The 16,511-nt window shown below is 36.6% G+C and carries 15 protein-coding genes; 8 read left to right on the top strand and 7 right to left on the bottom strand.

The window, feature by feature from the left end:
- Positions 1–69: 69 nt before the first annotated feature.
- A complete protein-coding gene (locus ABC255_RS23210) occupies positions 70–984 on the top strand; it encodes an ABC transporter ATP-binding protein (protein WP_412997206.1) in 915 nt (304 codons plus the stop codon).
- Entirely contained in the window at positions 977–1,819 is an 843-nt protein-coding gene (locus ABC255_RS23205) for an ABC transporter permease subunit (RefSeq protein WP_412997204.1), read from the top strand. The genes ABC255_RS23210 and ABC255_RS23205 overlap by 8 nt, the downstream gene beginning before the upstream one ends.
- 62 nt (positions 1,820–1,881) lie before the next feature.
- Here the strand turns inward: ABC255_RS23205 and ABC255_RS23200 are convergent, their stop codons facing one another.
- The 5 genes from ABC255_RS23200 to ABC255_RS23180 are packed head-to-tail and all read right to left on the bottom strand — an operon-like array spanning position 1,882 to position 6,376.
- On the bottom strand, positions 1,882–2,568 hold the full coding sequence (locus ABC255_RS23200) for a response regulator transcription factor (RefSeq protein ID WP_335530854.1): 687 nt from the start codon (positions 2,566–2,568) through the stop codon (positions 1,882–1,884).
- Position 2,569: 1 nt separating this feature from the next.
- Positions 2,570–4,039 (bottom strand): sensor histidine kinase, encoded by a 1,470-nt coding sequence (locus ABC255_RS23195; protein ID WP_412997202.1) that lies wholly within the window; start codon positions 4,037–4,039, stop codon positions 2,570–2,572.
- 16 nt (positions 4,040–4,055) lie between these two features.
- Entirely contained in the window at positions 4,056–4,793 is a 738-nt protein-coding gene (locus ABC255_RS23190) for an ABC transporter permease subunit (protein WP_412997200.1), read from the bottom strand.
- Positions 4,790–5,494: an ABC transporter ATP-binding protein gene (locus ABC255_RS23185; RefSeq protein ID WP_412997198.1), complete on the bottom strand. Its 705-nt coding sequence runs from the start codon at positions 5,492–5,494 to the stop codon at positions 4,790–4,792. Before ABC255_RS23185 ends, ABC255_RS23190 begins: the two co-directional genes overlap by 4 nt.
- A gap of 36 nt (positions 5,495–5,530) precedes the next feature.
- Positions 5,531–6,376 (bottom strand): hypothetical protein, encoded by an 846-nt coding sequence (locus ABC255_RS23180; RefSeq protein WP_412997196.1) that lies wholly within the window; start codon positions 6,374–6,376, stop codon positions 5,531–5,533.
- 369 nt (positions 6,377–6,745) lie between these two features.
- On the opposite strand from ABC255_RS23180, the gene ABC255_RS23175 reads away from it, so the two are divergent.
- Positions 6,746–6,940: an IDEAL domain-containing protein gene (locus tag ABC255_RS23175; RefSeq protein WP_412997194.1), complete on the top strand. Its 195-nt coding sequence runs from the start codon at positions 6,746–6,748 to the stop codon at positions 6,938–6,940.
- A gap of 146 nt (positions 6,941–7,086) precedes the next feature.
- The gene (gene pabA / locus ABC255_RS23170; protein WP_412997192.1) at positions 7,087–7,671 is read left to right on the top strand and encodes an aminodeoxychorismate/anthranilate synthase component II; all 585 of its coding nucleotides are present in this window, start codon (positions 7,087–7,089) and stop codon (positions 7,669–7,671) included.
- Between the two features lie 49 nt (positions 7,672–7,720).
- Here pabA and ABC255_RS23165 read toward each other — a convergent pair whose 3' ends face one another.
- Complete coding sequence (locus ABC255_RS23165; protein ID WP_412997190.1) at positions 7,721–8,302, bottom strand: hypothetical protein; 582 nt, start codon at positions 8,300–8,302, stop codon at positions 7,721–7,723.
- A gap of 295 nt (positions 8,303–8,597) precedes the next feature.
- Between ABC255_RS23165 and ABC255_RS23160 the strand changes: the two genes are divergently transcribed.
- Positions 8,598–9,200: a hypothetical protein gene (locus tag ABC255_RS23160; RefSeq protein WP_412997188.1), complete on the top strand. Its 603-nt coding sequence runs from the start codon at positions 8,598–8,600 to the stop codon at positions 9,198–9,200.
- 21 nt (positions 9,201–9,221) lie between these two features.
- Here ABC255_RS23160 and ABC255_RS23155 read toward each other — a convergent pair whose 3' ends face one another.
- Positions 9,222–9,866 (bottom strand): YczE/YyaS/YitT family protein, encoded by a 645-nt coding sequence (locus tag ABC255_RS23155; RefSeq protein WP_412997186.1) that lies wholly within the window; start codon positions 9,864–9,866, stop codon positions 9,222–9,224.
- 402 nt (positions 9,867–10,268) lie between these two features.
- On the opposite strand from ABC255_RS23155, the gene ABC255_RS23150 reads away from it, so the two are divergent.
- The 3 genes from ABC255_RS23150 (at position 10,269) to adhE (ending at position 16,415) form a co-directional block, all read left to right on the top strand.
- Positions 10,269–10,718 carry an SRPBCC family protein gene (locus ABC255_RS23150; RefSeq protein WP_335530875.1) on the top strand — a complete coding sequence of 150 codons (450 nt, stop codon included), beginning with the start codon at positions 10,269–10,271 and terminating at the stop codon, positions 10,716–10,718.
- Positions 10,719–10,860: 142 nt separating this feature from the next.
- A complete protein-coding gene (gene ppc / locus ABC255_RS23145) occupies positions 10,861–13,623 on the top strand; it encodes a phosphoenolpyruvate carboxylase (protein WP_412997184.1) in 2,763 nt (920 codons plus the stop codon).
- Positions 13,624–13,814: 191 nt separating this feature from the next.
- Positions 13,815–16,415 (top strand): bifunctional acetaldehyde-CoA/alcohol dehydrogenase, encoded by a 2,601-nt coding sequence (adhE, locus tag ABC255_RS23140; protein WP_412997182.1) that lies wholly within the window; start codon positions 13,815–13,817, stop codon positions 16,413–16,415.
- The last annotated feature ends 96 nt before the right edge of the window (positions 16,416–16,511 follow it).

Below are 16,511 nucleotides of genomic sequence, written 5' to 3'. Positions count from 1 at the left end.
AAAATTTATATGAACGATTTCTCATCTTTAAACGTTATAAAGAAGGATGAAGTTTATGGGGGGAGAAATTTGACAAACATTATTGAGGTCGATAAAGTCAGTAAGCAATATAATCAACGTGAAATATTAAAGGATGTTTCTTTTAAAATAAAGACAGGAAGTATTAATGGACTGCTTGGTCCGAACGGGGCAGGGAAAACAACGATTATTCGTTTATTAAATGGAGTCATTGAAGCCAATACTGGTTCGATGAAGGTAATGAGTTTTGATCCAAGAAAACAAGGCGATGAAATTAGAAAAAGGGTTGGGATCGTTACAGAAAGTGCAAGTCTTTATCATGATATGTCGGCCTGGGATAATCTTGTCTTCTTTTCAAAAATATATGGTCATTCTGATGCGAAGCGAATTACACATTTACTTGAGCAGTTTGATATGCTTGGCTTTAAGGACCAATTAGTTGGCAGCTTCTCTACAGGAATGAAGAAAAGAATCGCACTAGCAAAAGCCTTATTGCATAATCCAAACCTTCTATTTCTAGATGAACCAACGAATGGATTAGATCCTGAAGGAATTAATGAGGTAATCCATTATTTACGTAAAGTGAATCAAGAAGAAGGAGTAACAATTTTAATTTGTTCTCATGTTTTACATCAGCTCGAAACTATCTGTGATTCCTATTTGTTTTTAATAGATGGCAGAATCGTAGATAACGGAACGATGACCGAATTAGAAGACAAATACGTAAAAGAAATTCTGTTATTAGTAGAAACAGGTCTTACGCCTCTTAATAGCCAAACCTATAAGGGGTATAGGTACAGTAGAAGAGGGTCAACTCAATTGGAATTTTCGCTGTCCACAAAAGATGAGATTACACCATTATTAGCCAATATTCTTAACGAAACATGGGTTCATAATTGTATGATAACCAACAGAAGTCTTGAGGCGATTTATTTTAATATTAGGGGGGGAAGAGGGCTTGAATAAACAGACGATTTTAACCATTGCACAGAAAGATACGAAAGCTACATTTTCATCCAAAAAGGTTTGGGTACCGATGATCATTGTGGCATTACTGATGTGTATTGTCGTTCCATCCTGTATGGCTTACTTCGGAATTCACTTTGATTTAGTAGGAACCTCTTCAAAAGAAATAGAAAAACCGTTAAATTCATTTATTGAAAATTTTCCTAATGAAGATATGAGAAATACTCTTATCGCTTTGCCAACTCTGGGGTATAAATTTGTTTATTTTTTCTTATCCTTTATGATGATTCCCTTTTTCTTGATGGTAGCCATTATAAACTCAATGGTTACTTCATCAAATAGTTTTGTAGGGGAGAAGGAAAGAAATACGTTAGAAACCTTATTGTTTGCACCTATTTCAATTAAAGACTTGTTCCTTGGTAAAGTATTAGCATCCTTAATTCCAACATTAGGTATTTCGTTTGCTGCATTTATTATTAGTTTTATTATTGTTAATGTAATCACGTATCCGCATTTTAAAGTAATCTTATATTTTAACTCTACCTGGATTATTTTAATGTTTTGGGTAATACCGATATTAGTCCTATTTAATATCATCCTAAATGTCTTAATTTCAGCCAAGGTCAAAACGTTCCAAGAAGCCCAGCAATTTGGCGGAATACTGGTGCTGCCAGTCGTTGGAATCATCATAAGCCAGGCTAGTGGAATGTTCTTTCTAAGCCCATTAACATTATTTCTAATAGGAGCTGTTTTACTAATAGGCAACCTATTTCTAATAAAACTAGTTACTAAATTCAGTAACCGAAACACACTATTCCAAAGCCAAATACACTAACCCACAAAAAGACAGTGTTCACCCGGGGTGGACACTGTCTTTTTGTGGTGCCTGTCACCAATTTAATGAAAACGATAGCCCGATCCCCATACGGTTTCAATGTATTCAGGGTTGGAGGGGTCGTTCTCGATTTTTTCCCTTATTTTACGGATATGGACGGTGACGGTTGAGACGTCCCCGTTGCTGTCATATCCCCAGATTCTTTCAAATAGATGGTCTTTGCTAAAGACCTGGTCTGGGTTTAACGCGAGAAAGGTGAGAACGTCGAATTCCTTTGTTGTTAAGGTGATTTCTTTGTTATTGACAAAGACACGGCGTGAGGAGCGGTCTATGAACAAACCACGAACGTAAATTCCTTGGGATTCTGTAGTTTGTTTCATTGATAATCTCTCATATCGGGATAAATGTGCCTTCACTCTAGCAACCATTTCATTGGGACTGAATGGCTTAACTAAATAATCATCGGCACCTAGCCCAAGACCTCTGATCTTATCGATTTCTTCCTTTTTTGCGGTCACCATTATGATTGGGATATCCTTCATGCTTCTTATTTTCTTGCAAATCTCAAAACCGTCAATGTTTGGCAGCATGACATCAAGCAGAATTAAATCATAATCCTGCGTTAGTGCCTTCTGAAGACCGATATCTCCTGTATGGACCATTTCTGTTTGAAACCCGTTGATCTCTAAGTAATCCTGTTCTAATTCCGCAATGCTTTTTTCATCTTCTATGATTAATATTTTTTTCATGTTAGTATCTCCTCAAGACACATGTATCGTGCGGCAAACAAATGGAAATTTTTGTTCCTACCGTTAAAATACTCTCCAATTTTATCACACCGTTATGTTCTTCAATAATCATTTTTGCGATGGAAAGTCCTAACCCACTGCCGCCGGTTAACTTATTTCTGGATTGCTCGGCCCGATAAAACTGGTTAAAGATAAAGGGAATGGACTCTTCTGGAATACCTGGTCCATTATCTGCAATCGAAATCTCTACATTTTCGTCAGTAGACTGCATGGTTATTATTAATTCCTTTTTAGCCTTATCCATGTACTTCAGGCTATTGTTAATAATATTGGCTAGAACTCGTTTGAACTTTTCTCGATCCGCTAAAACATGATAATGACCTTCAGGGGCAAATTGGAAATGCAAATCTACATTCTGTTTTCTAAGATCGAAGCTCAACTCCTCGAAATAATCCGTTAAATAATCTTTGATATCAATCCGTTCAAATTCAAAGGGGATTTTGCCTAAATCCAGCTTCGAGAATAAGAATAATTCATCAATTAAATGATCCATATCTACAGCCTTTGTATAGATGGTTTGGATATATCGGGTTCTCTTTTCCGGTGTATCTGCTACGCCATCACGGATGCCTTCAATATAGCCTTTAATCGAGGTAATCGGTGTTTTTAAATCATGAGAAATATGGGCAATTAATTCCTTTCGATTATCCTCATATTGTTTTTGAATCTCGTGTGACTCCTTTAATTGAATCCTCATTTCTTCAAACGCTTGTGTTAATTGACCAATCTCGTCATTCCTCACTGCTGTAATGGAATGCTCGAGGTCTCCAGTTTTTATAAAATGAGCGGCCTTTTTTAATTGACTAATTGGTTTGATAATACTTTTTGATACAAAATAGGTTAATAGCCCATTAGTAGCAATTAAAATTAATAAACATAAACCGAATAATATTGGGAAAAAGGTGCGAACAAACTGATTCCATGGGCTAGCGTCTCTCATTAAAAATAGTGAGACTTCACTGCCATCTTGTAAGTAGAAATCATGCTGCTTCATGGCGAAAGTCTGATCACCGATTTCTTCTAAGCTGCGAAAGCTTCTTTCTGTTCCAAATTTCGGCATTTCATCAATAAGGACTGTCTCAAGATCTTCTGTCCTGTAGAATACCTCGTCGTTTTTACGAACCATTAATCCAGAATCGATTTTACTAAGCTTACTATTCAGTGATTCCAAATACTCCTTACTCATCAATTCAACAGGATTAACAGCAGACTTTTCCTTTAGTTCGAGGAAAAATAATGTATCCTCTTGTTTTGTTTTGTGGTAATTGTGGCTTTCTGGTAAGAAATTAGCCATTTCACGGATATCGCCGAGAAATACAATCATTAAAAGAAAAGAGGTAATTATAAACAAAATAATTGGGACCGTGATCATCGCAATATTTGAAAGTATCAGCCGAAGTTTAATAGACATTAAAAACACCCTTCAGTTAGGCTTCTTTTCTATTAAACATATAATAGCCTATTGAAAAAAACAATGAGAAGGAAGAGCACAAATAGGTGACAGTTTGTATTATCCACCGAAATGACACATCGCTAAGCCACTGCATATACCAATCTAAATAGGCAGATGGCAGTAAGTATAAGGAACCGGGCAATACATATGGAACAAACATCATGATTAAGTATAGGACAATCATACAGGAAATGGCGAGTACACTAGAATGAACGAAGAGTGCTAACATAACTGCGAATACTGTTAGAACGATAATGGGAAACCAGGACACAATAAAGGCGCCCAGACTAGAAGGAATAGCAGCTATGTCGAAGGCTTTATCAAAAACAGCACTGCTAATCATCACAGCCAACCATTCCAATAAGAGTATAAATAAGCTTAAAACACTAATTGCGATTACTTTGGACAAGAAAAGTTCTATTCGACTGATTGGTCTTACTTGAAATAATGTTCCACGTTCACCTTCTCCAGTAAATAAATCTGTGGCAGCGATAAAGATAAATAAAGGTATTAAAATGGTAATAAATAAATCTAATAAGGTGAAATTTATATTTTCAGTAGGTAACGCCATCCAATCTGTCAAAAATAGATGATTTACGAGAAGCTTAGTCAGCACGGGAACGAGCATCGCAGAGAGCAGAAAAAGCTTGGTAACCTTTTTTGTCAGCAGCTTTTGTATTTCATTGAAGGTATTTGCTTGGATTGTGTTCATCTCACTGCCACCTCAACCTTTCTGACATAGACATCCTCTAATGACTCGTTACCTGCTTCAAAGAATGAGACTTCCCCATTGATGAGAAAACAAAAACGATTACATAATTTTTCTAGTTCTGATATATGGTGGCTGGAAATCACAAAGGTTACACCTGATTTTCTTGATATTTCCAAGATTGTTTTTCTTAACAAAAGCAAACCATCAATATCTAAGCCGTTCGTCGGTTCATCTAAAACGATCAAGCGTGGCTTGGAAATAAGTGCTGATGCAATCCCAAAACGCTGCTTCATCCCCATAGAAAAGGAGGATATTTTCTCGCCTTTATAAGGAGTTAGACCTGTTTGATGCAATACCATATCAATATCTGTATCGGTAATACCAGAGTACAAACGAGAGGTCATTTTTAGATTTTTATAGGGTGACATTTTTTCATAAGCAACAGCAGGTCCAATTAAGGCACCTACAGGACCTATCGCTTTCTTGTAATTACTTTGAAGGTCGACGCCAAATAACTCCACTTTTCCTCTATCTGGAGAAGTTAGACCGGTCAAGCATTTTAACAAGGTTGTTTTACCGGCTCCATTTGGACCAAGGATCCCTACTATTTCCCCTTGGTTAATGGTTAAATCAATATTTTGTATTCCTCTGCCATTTGAGAATTGTTTAGTCATTCCTGTAATAACCACTGCTATTTCCAAAATTGTCACCCTCTATTGTTTACTAGTTAAAGTCTACTATCTACCATGGTTGAATTCGACTACTTTATCAGCAGGGATTTCAACAGGAGTTACTGTAGTTTGATTGTAGTCAGTTGCATTTAAATTAATATTAAGTACTAATTCATGTCTGGTATCCTGTTTATCTTTGCCTGTTACGATTACCTTGACAGTTTGTTGTTCAATGTAATTTTCCTTATTCACTCGTGCAGTAAGTTTGACTTGCCTAATCGCAATTTCGTGATCCAATTCAGGGAGCTTCGCCTTAATGTGAAAGTCTGAGCTTTCAGTTTCATTATTGTCTTGAAGCATGACAGCATGTTTAATCATTAACGTACTTAGAGCATTTGCAGATAGAGGAATTTCTTTTCCAGTTAAATCAAGCTCAATTACGTGCTTGTCGTCTTTCTTTTCTGCGACTGTAATTTGTTGTTGAAGATTTTTTGTCATAACATCGATAAGATTTTCTACATCATCTTTTAATTCAGCTGTATTACTGTGATGTGGATTATTGGATGTATCCATTTTGTAAACCGTATCAAGTCCATCCTTCATCACATACCAATTTCCATCCTGCTTGTACATGTTCATATTGCTAACTTCGGATTCATTGGCCAAACGCGTAGAGATGGAGTTTAATTGATTGACTGAATCAGATTTAAAAATGGACTGGGATGTTAGTATAGACTTTTTGTTGTCCTCAATGTTAAGGTTAAAATCCAACGTCGCGCTTTCAGCCGTATGAGTTTTCTTTAAGGCTTCCTTGTAAAGGTCGTAACCAGATGTATTTGCTGAAATCGAATAGACACTGCCCAACATAAGCGTTCCACTTATCCCGATAACCGCCAAAAGCTTCTTATTCATAAACATTTCCTCCAATCATTATTTTGTTACATGCTCAGTGTAATCTCGAGTTATAAAAGCAATCTAAATAAACTATTAAATTTTTCTTAAATTAAGGCAGTTTTCTTTATTTTGGCACTCTGTTGATTGGAACGGAAGGCACGAAGACTCCTGCGGGAGGACGGGGCAGGGGAGACCCCGCAGGCGCAAAGCGTCGAGGAGGCTCCCCGAACCGCCCGCGGAAAGCGAAGTGCCTGGAGAGGAAATCAACAGACAAGTTAAATGCAGAAAAAGAGTAGGAAAAAATTTCTTTTGAAAATAACAAACAAAGTGTTTGAATTTTTAGATAATTAACAGTATAATTAAAAAAAGCTCAAGGAGTTGATTTCCATGGAAAAGAGATTATTAAATTCACCACAACAAACTGATGAGAATAACGATTCTGTAATTGCTGAGATGTTTTTAAACCACGCCTTGATTGAATTTAGAAGAGAAGTGCTCCGTAAGGAAATCGACTTCTCCCTAAAAGAAAGAAATAAAGAAACATTCCTCAAGTTATCTGAGGAATTAAAGAAAATCTCATAGCAAAAAGTTATCTAACAGACTTAATTCATATTGGAAGCCCTTTTCATAGTAGAAAGGGCTTCTTTTGTATTTGATATTCATGTATGATGAAAAAAACTGATACTTAAATGAAAATGTATGGTTAGAAGGGAAATAGGTGAGCAACAATGATTTTCATGGTCGATAATTATGATTCTTTTACCTTTAACTTAGTTCAATACCTAAGGGAGCTGGGGGAGGATTTAGTCGTGAAGAGGAACGACCAAACCAGCTTAGATGAGATTAAAAAGTTGGAACCTGACTTCTTAATGATTTCCCCTGGTCCAGGTAATCCTAGTGAGGCTGGAATAAGCCTTGAGGTTATAAAGACATTTTCAGGTGTTATTCCCATTTTAGGAGTTTGTCTTGGGCACCAATCTATTGCTCAAGCATACGAAGCTGATGTTGTTCCTGCTGCACAATTAATGCATGGAAAAACCTCAAACATATACCATGATGGAAAAACAATATTTAAAGGACTGCCAAATCCATTTCCGGCAACGAGGTATCACTCTTTGATCGTCAAAAGGGAGACGCTGCCACCTTGTTTTGAGATATCCGCGTGGACGGAGAATGGGGAAATTATGGCAATTCGGCATTCAGAACTTCCGCTTGAAGGTGTTCAGTTTCACCCTGAATCGATCTTAACCTCAGGTGGAAAAGAGATACTAAAAAACTTTGTTCATTACTATGGAAAAGTCGAAGCGATTTAAGCACAAAAGAGCAAAGCAAAAAAAGGCGCCATTGTTTTATGGCACCGGTCTATTTTTGTTTTTCACCTTTTTTATTGTTCATTAAATAAAATGTTATGGGCTGGTCTGAACCAGTCATTAAATTATAAACATAGGAAGAAGTAATCTTATATCCTTCATCAATTTTTTCTGCAAGATAGTTAGTCCGTTCAAAAAGAATGGAGCGAATATGATTTAATTGCCGAGAAATTTTCTCTGTCAATGCTTCTTGTTGGTCCAGCCGAGTTAATACCCCTGTTTGAAACTCTTCTTGTTTACTGATTTTTTCGGATAATTGTTTTTGCAGTTCCTCTTGTGTTTTCAATAAATGGATAATTAATTCTTCATATTCTGTATGCTTTTGGTGACTTGAGCTGATTTCATTTAATTGATTTGCTATTTTCCCCCAATTATTTGCTTGTATAACCTCTTGGTTAAGAAACTGGTGTTTCATTTCATTGATGGCATTAATTACTGAAACATTTGCTTTGTGCTGCTCGTCTATAACTTCTGAAAGATAATCCCTCCTCACCAGCTTTTGGTTTGGTTCAGGTATTTTCTTCTTGTTTTTATATACTGTAGGATGTTTGCCATTGTTAATATATAATCCCATTTATTGCACCCCTTATATCGAGAATGTATTATTCTATGCTTGAAATGTTAAAAATGGGTAAATTTTATAAAAAAAACAGGAAAAATGTGTTTCTATGAGGAATTTAATTTAGTAAATTATAATATAAGAGCATAAAGAGAGATCCGTTCCAGTGTAAGTCTTAAGTCTTAGTACAAAATAAATCTCGAGATTGTGTGAGCTTGTAAAGATACAGGTTAAAATAAAAGATAGATATTCATTAAGGGATATAATGAGAGAGGTCCCTTCCTATAGAAAATCGAAGGGGGAATATAGGATGAGGAAGATTTACGTACTTCTTACTGATACTGGGACGGTTTTAACTAAAATTATCAAACTATATACGAAGAAGCCGCATAATCATGCTTCCATTGCATTAGATGACCAATTATGGGATGTTTATAGTTTTGGAAGAAAAAGACCTCGAAATCCTTTCCTAGCTGGTTTTGTCAGAGAAAATATCCGTGGCGGCATATTTCGCAATGCTGATTGTGCTATTTATTGTTGTACAATCTCTGAAAAGCAGTACGATGTGATTTGTCGAAAAATTGAAGAAATTGAAAAAAATAAGGGAGATTATCGCTATAATCTTTTAGGCCTATTCGCGGTCATGTTCAATTTGGAGTTGGATCGAAAGAATGCATTTTTTTGTTCCCATTTTGTTGCCGCTCTTCTTGAGGAATCAGGGGTCAAAATCAATAAGCAAAAGCCGCTTTCACTTGTTACTCCAGATGACATAAAAGAATCCAATTCTTTAGAATTAGTCTATGAAGGAAAATTATCATCCTATTTTGAAGAGGCAAATGAACATGATATAAACGATCTATCCCATCAAAAGTTTTATCCCGATTTCAGTACTGATAGAGTAGAAGTTATCTAGTTAAAATTAGAGAAGACGTGTCTATAAATACACGTCTTCTCTAATTTGTTTATTCTTATTTTTAAATACTTCAAGTAAGCTATTAAAAAGGCCCATGGTCCTTTGGAATACTGGACTTTGGATAAATGTATAGAGGAACGTGGCGATAAATACAGGTCCTCCTAATATAAAACCAATGATTAAGACAAAACTTTCAACAAGAATACGTGATTGACTTACCGATAATTTCGTTTTATTTGATATTGAAAGCATAAAACCATCCCGCGGTCCGGCACCTAGACCTGCTGCAACATACATTCCCCCGCCAATACCAGCAATGACAATGGCACTAAATAGTATAAGATAATCTACCCAGGAATGAGTTGGTTCAGGTAAAAAATCTAACCAAAGAAAAAAGTCCATAATGGGTCCAATTAAAAGGGCATTTAGGAAAGTCCCAATTTTAATATACTTTCTTGCTGTAAAATAAGAGATGCTAACCAGTAATAACCCGCAGATTACTCCCCAAGTCCCAATAGTAAGTCCAAAATGTTGATATAAAGCCACATTTAAAACTTCCCAGGGATGTAAACCAACATGCTTAACCTTTACGGCTATCGCATTACCTAATCCAAAGAAGGTCAATCCTAATAAAAAAATTACATACTGAATCACTTTCACCTGCACGTCGTTACCTCCAATTAATAAACTGTCAATTATCCTAAATCTTAAAAGAAGTCGATTTGATAATCAATCCTTTTTAAAATATTTGAGCTGGGTGAATCTTATTGATAGATTTATTTTGCAAAAAAGTGCTACCTTGGATAACCTGTATACGGAGCTAGTGTTATCATTGCCAGCGGTGTTCTGTATACTATTGTCTTATTAGCAGAAAATAACTCTCTGCCTGTTCTAGATCATATTACGTTTCACATTTTAGGGGATTTTAGCAGCATCTGGATACAAGAATTCCTGATCGTTAAACATCAGTAATTTCATTCTTCTATTAAGACGATATAAATCATATAAATTATAAAAAGACCTTCAGCATTGAAGGTCTTTTACATTTAAATGAAAGAGGGATACCAAATGCCTAGCGAAAAACAACAAATAGAATTAGCTATCCCGATAAATGTGATTTGGGACTTCATCAGGGATGCAAATAATTGGGCACCCCTCGTGCCTGGTTATATACAGCATGAGCAAACTAATGACAGTATAATAACATGGGAATTTAAAAGTGACCTGGGTATAATGAAAAAAAAAGTATGCTTAGTTATTGATATTAAAGAGTGGAATGAACCAACCAGGGTAAGCTTTGAATTAAGGCGTACCAATGAAAAATATATTGGTGAGGGTTATTTTGAAGCATATGCAGTTAATCAGAATAAAACATTACTGACTGGATTTCTAGAAATTAATGCTAGTGGTGCATTAGGTTCATTGGCTAATTCACTTTTTAAAAATGCAATTCCAAAATCAACGGAAGAAGTGGCAGCAGCCATCTCCTCTAAACTGGAAGAATTTAAACAAAGGTAAAGGTGAAATCTGACAATCCGGATAAAGATTCGGATTGTTTTTTTTTAAATAATTAAAAAATTTTTTAACATGCAAGCAGAAATTATGTTATATTAATAAATAAAAAATTTAGTAAATTTACTAGTACAGGGAGGGTGAAAGGATGAGTACAGAATTAAAGGTGAATGACAGCAGTCTTCCGCTTCGCCGCGATGTAAAATTACTAGGTCAAATTCTTGGAGAGATCCTAGTCAGCCATGGCGGGACTGAACTATTTGATAAAGTGGAAAAAATCCGTCTGATGTGTAAAACACTTAGAACTCATTTTGATAACGAAATTTATTCCGAACTAAAGGAAGAAATTGCAAATCTCAACAAGCCGATGAGAAGACAGGTTATTCGTGCATTTTCAATGTATTTCCATTTAATAAATATCGCCGAACAAAATCACCGTATTCGAAGGAGACGACAATATCAGCTAGAAGATGATTCAGTCGTTCAGCCAGATTCTATTGAAAGTGCTATTCTTTCTTTAAAGGAGAACAATATCAATGAGGATATGATTCAAGAGGTATTGAACAAACTATCTCTTGAACTGGTCATTACTGCACATCCAACTGAGGCAGCAAAGCGTTCAATCTTAGAAATACAACAACGTATTGCTGTGGTCTTGAAGAAACTCGACCACCCTTTATTAACTAAAAGAGAGCGCAGCAAGCTTGAAGAGAGTTTGTTTAATGAAGTAACGATTCTATGGCAGACAGATGAACTTCGCCATAATAAGCCGTCAGTATTGGATGAGGTCCGGAACGGGCTGTATTATTTTGATCAGACTTTATTTGAAGTTCTTCCAGAAATCCATCGTGAAGTAGAGATTTGTCTAGAAAAGAACTATTCCGCGAAACAATGGGATGTTCCTAATTTTCTTAGATTTGGATCATGGATAGGCGGAGACCGGGATGGGAATCCAAATGTTACTCCGGAGATTACGTGGGAGACATTACATAAGCAGCGAAAGCTTGTTTTAAAGAAATACAAAAATGTCTTAGTTGATCTTATGAAACGTTATAGCCATTCCACTACCCGGGTAGAAGTCAGTGATGAATTAATCCAATCCTTAGAGGTGGAAGAAGACAAGTATCTGACCGATGATATGAAATGGCCTGTTGAAGGGGAAGTATACCGCCGTAAATTTGCTATTATTATCGAACGATTGAAACAAGTGGGTAAATCAGATTTAGGTTATCATTCTGCAGAAGAATTGTTAGAAGATTTATATATTGTGAAAAGAAGCTTAAATAACCATCATCCTGCAGCACATGAATTAAAAACAATCCAAAAGCTAATCCGTCAAGTACAACTCTTCGGTTTCCATTTAGCAACACTTGATATTCGTAATCATAGTGGTGAGCATGAGGCAGCTATGACTGAAATTTTACGAAAAGTGCAAATTTCGGATAATTATGCTCAGCTTTCAGAGGAAGAAAAGGTAAAAATACTAGAAAGCATCTTAATGGACCCACGGCCGCTTCTACTATTAAACGAAGATTATTCACCGGAAACACAGCAAATGATACAGGTGTTTCAGATGATTAGCAATGCCCATAAAGTATTTGGAAAACGTTCCATTTCTGTTTATCTTGTAAGTATGACAAAGTCGGCAAGTGACTTACTTGAAGTACTGGTTATGGCAAAAGAGGCTGGAATTTATAGACTCCATGCAGATGGAACGGTTGAAAGCCAATTAAATGTGGCACCGCTATTAGAAACAATTGATGATTTGACGGCAGGTCCTAAAATTATGGAAACTTTGTTCCAAATGCCTGTATATCGAAATCACTTAAAAGTAATGAATGACCAGCAGGAAATTATGCTTGGATATTCAGACGGCAGTAAAGATGGCGGTACGTTAACGGCTAACTGGAAGCTTTATAAAGCTCAGCTTGAAATTCATGAGATGGCAAACAAATACCACATTGGATTGAAGTTTTTCCATGGTCGTGGCGGTTCACTTGGTCGTGGAGGCGGTCCGTTAAACAAAAGTTTATTGTCTCAACCGGCTGAAACGATTGGTGATGGAGTAAAAATTACTGAGCAGGGTGAAGTCTTATCTTCCCGTTATTTGCTTGAAGACATTGCCTATCGGAGTTTAGAACAGGCAACTTCAACTCTTATGCTCGCAACAGCTCATGTATCAAAAGAGGCAGAGCCTGGTAATTTGCGGGATGAAGGTTGGGAGTCTTCTATTGAAGAGATTTCTAGTGCAGCACTTAAAAAATATCAATCACTTGTTTTTGGTGATTCAGACTTTCTTACCTACTTTAATGAAGCAACCCCATTAAGAGAACTAGGTGACTTAAACATCGGCTCAAGACCAATGAGCAGAAAAAATCGCGGTCGCTTCGAGGATTTAAGAGCAATTCCATGGGTTTTTGCTTGGACACAAAGCAGGCAGCTCCTTCCAGCTTGGTATGCGGCAGGAACTGGTTTAGAAAGTTATGCCTTAAAAAGTGATCAAAATTTACAACAATTACAGCAAATGTATGAAAAATGGCCATTCTTCCGGTCAACCATTGATAATCTTCAAATGGCTTTGATGAAAGCAGATATCACTACTGCTAAAGAATATTTATCATTAGTAGAAGACCAAAAAATTGCTGAACGAATTTTCTCAAATATCCTTGAAGAATATGAAAGAACGAAGGCAATTCTTCTCAAAATAACAGGGGATCGTGAATTACTTGATCATACCCCAAACATTAAAGATTCGGTCTATCGTCGAAATCCTTATGTTGATCCTTTAAACTTCTTACAAGTAGAATTAATTAAGGAATTAAGAAATCAGAACGAACCATCTGAAGAATTATTAACCGAGGTACTACTAACCATTAGTGGAATCTCAGCTGGTTTACGTAATACTGGTTGATCAGTAAAAACGCTTCTCTCCTTTTAAGGTGAGGAGCGTTTTTTATTGTATATGTGAAACTGTTTTTGAACATTCTGTGAAATTTTAAAAAATGAATGAATATTCATTCTTTTTTTAGCGTAATTCGACAAAATTTGCGTGTTTCAACATGATATATTTTAGCCAGAAAAGGTTAATTTGGAGGGATAAATATGGCAGTGGAAGAAAAAGTTGTACAAGAAAAACAAAATATAGTGGAGATGATCGATATTTTGGCTAAAAATGCCACCAAGGCGTTAGCTGAATTTCGCTGCTACAATCAGGAAATGGTGGACGAAATCGTTAAGCAAATTGCCTATACAGCACTCGATCATCACAAGGTCTTGGCAAAGCTAGCAGTGGAAGAAACAAGAAGAGGGGTTTATGAAGATAAAGTTTTCAAAAATATGTTTGCAACGGAGTTTATCTACAACAACATCCGAGAGCTAAAAACAGTGGGGGTCATTAGTGAAAACGAGCATGAAGGCATGGTAGAGATAGCCGAGCCAGTGGGAGTCATAGCTGGGGTTATACCTATTACGAATCCAACATCCACTGTTATCTTTAAATCATTGATATCGCTAAAAACAAGAAATCCAATTATCTTTGCCTTTCCTAAATATGCTCAAAGGTGCTGTGTCGAAACGGCAAAACTTCTAAGGGATGCAGCGGTAAAGGCTGGGGCACCTGAGAATTGTATACAATGGATTGACATTCCCTCTCATGAAGCCTTTCAGCTTTTAATGAAGCATCCAAAAATTTCTCTTATTTTAGCTACCGGGGGGCCAAATCTAGTAAAGGCAGCTTATAGCTCTGGAAAACCAGCACTAGGTGTTGGGGCGGGGAATGTTCCTTGTTATATTGAAAAGAGTGCGAATATTAAACGTGCGGTAAACGACATCATTCTATCTAAAACCTTCGACAACGGGATGATATGTGCCTCAGAGCAGGCACTTATTATTGATCATGAGATTTATGAAGAAGTAAAAAGGGAAATGATCGAAAATCAATGTTATTTCCTAAATAATGAAGAAAAACAATTAATTGAAAAGGCTGTGATAGACGAAAAAAGTGCTTCCTTAAATCCTATGATTGTCGGATTGCCTGCCCATTTGATTGCAAAAATGGCAGGTATCAATGTCCCGCTAAATACGAAAATATTAGTGGCTGAATTAAAAGGAGTCGGTCCGAAATTTCCACTATCCTGTGAAAAATTGAGCCCTATACTAGCCTGCTATAAAGTAAATAGTTTAGCCGAAGGTTTGCTTATTGCTGAAGAAACACTTGAGTATGGAGGGCTTGGACACTCCGCTGCCATTCATACAGCTGACCAGAATGTGGTTGATACCTTTGCCCTTCGCATGAAGGCTGGAAGAATTATGGTTAATACACCATCGACTCATGGTGCAATTGGTGATATCTATAACACATCTTTACCGTCCTTAACGATTGGGTGCGGAACATATGGAGGGAACTCAGTGTCTCAGAATGTAGGAGCAGCTAATTTAATAAATATTAAAAAGGTTGCAAAGAGGAGAAACATGACACAATGGTTTAAAGTTCCATCACAAGTTTTTTTTGAAAGGAACTCGGTTCAGGTGCTCGCTGGCATTCCCGGAATTTCAAAAGTGTTTATTGTAACAAGTGCAAGTCAAATGAAAAATGGCTCCATTGAAAAAGTGCTTTATCAATTAAATAAACATCCAAACAATATACAATATGAAGTTTTATATGATATTGAACCAGAGCCAGATATTGAAAGTGTCAAGAGTGGTGCAGATAGGATGCGGAAATTTCAGCCGGACTGTCTTATTGCACTCGGAGGCGGATCCGTAATGGATGCAGCAAAAGCAATGTGGCTATTCTATGAACATCCAGAAGCAGATTTTAATAGCTTAAAGCAAAAATTCTTTGATCCTAGTAAAAGAGTGGTTAAATTCCCTGCGCTTCGTGGCAAAGCAATCTTTGTTGCCATTCCGACCACATCTGGAACAGGTTCTGAAGTCACTTCCTTTTCAGTGATATCAGATAAAAAGTCAAATATTAAATTTCCGTTAGCTGACTTTCAATTAACACCAGATTTGGCAATTGTCGATCCACAGTTTGTCATGACCGTCCCTAAGCATGTTACCGCAGATACTGGGATGGATGTTTTAACTCATGCGATAGAATCGTATGTTTCAGTTTTGGCAAATGATTTTACCGATGGGTTAGCATTGAAAGCAATCCAGTTAGTTTTTGATTATTTACCAAGGGCTTACCGAGATGGTAATGATGAACTTGCCAGGGAAAAAATGCACAATGCCTCAACGATTGCAGGGATGGCTTTTGCTAATTCATTTTTAGGAATTAATCATAGCTTGGCACATGCACTAGGTGCTGAATTCAATATTGCACATGGTCGTGCCAATGCCCTAATGTTACCTCACGTCATTCGTTATAATGCAGCAAAGCCAAATAAATTCATGACATACCCTAAATATGAACACTTTATTGCTGATCAGCGCTATGCAGAGATTGCTAGAATGTTAGGACTGGATGCTAAAACAACTGAACTAGGTGTAGAGTGCTTAATACAAGCAATCACAAATCTAATGAAGGAATTAGATTTGCCAATGAGCATTCAAGAAACAGGGGTAGGTCAGAATGAATTTGAAAGAAAAATAAATATCCTAGCGGAACACGCCTTTGATGATCAAGATACAATTGCAAATCCAAAACAACCACTTGTAACGGAACTTGCGACTATCTATCGACAGGCCTATAAAGGTTAGGTGAGGTGTAGATTCGAAAATTCTGTGAACAAGAATGAAAATTTCGACAAAAATCTTCAATCTTCTTAATATATCTTACCTCTATCAAGCAAGTGA

Origin of the sequence: Neobacillus canaveralius (assembly GCF_047237705.1) — a bacterium.
In the GTDB taxonomy this organism is placed as follows: Bacteria; Bacillota; Bacilli; order Bacillales; family Cytobacillaceae; genus Neobacillus; species Neobacillus niacini_K.
This window is presented reverse-complemented; position numbering and strand designations above follow the sequence as displayed.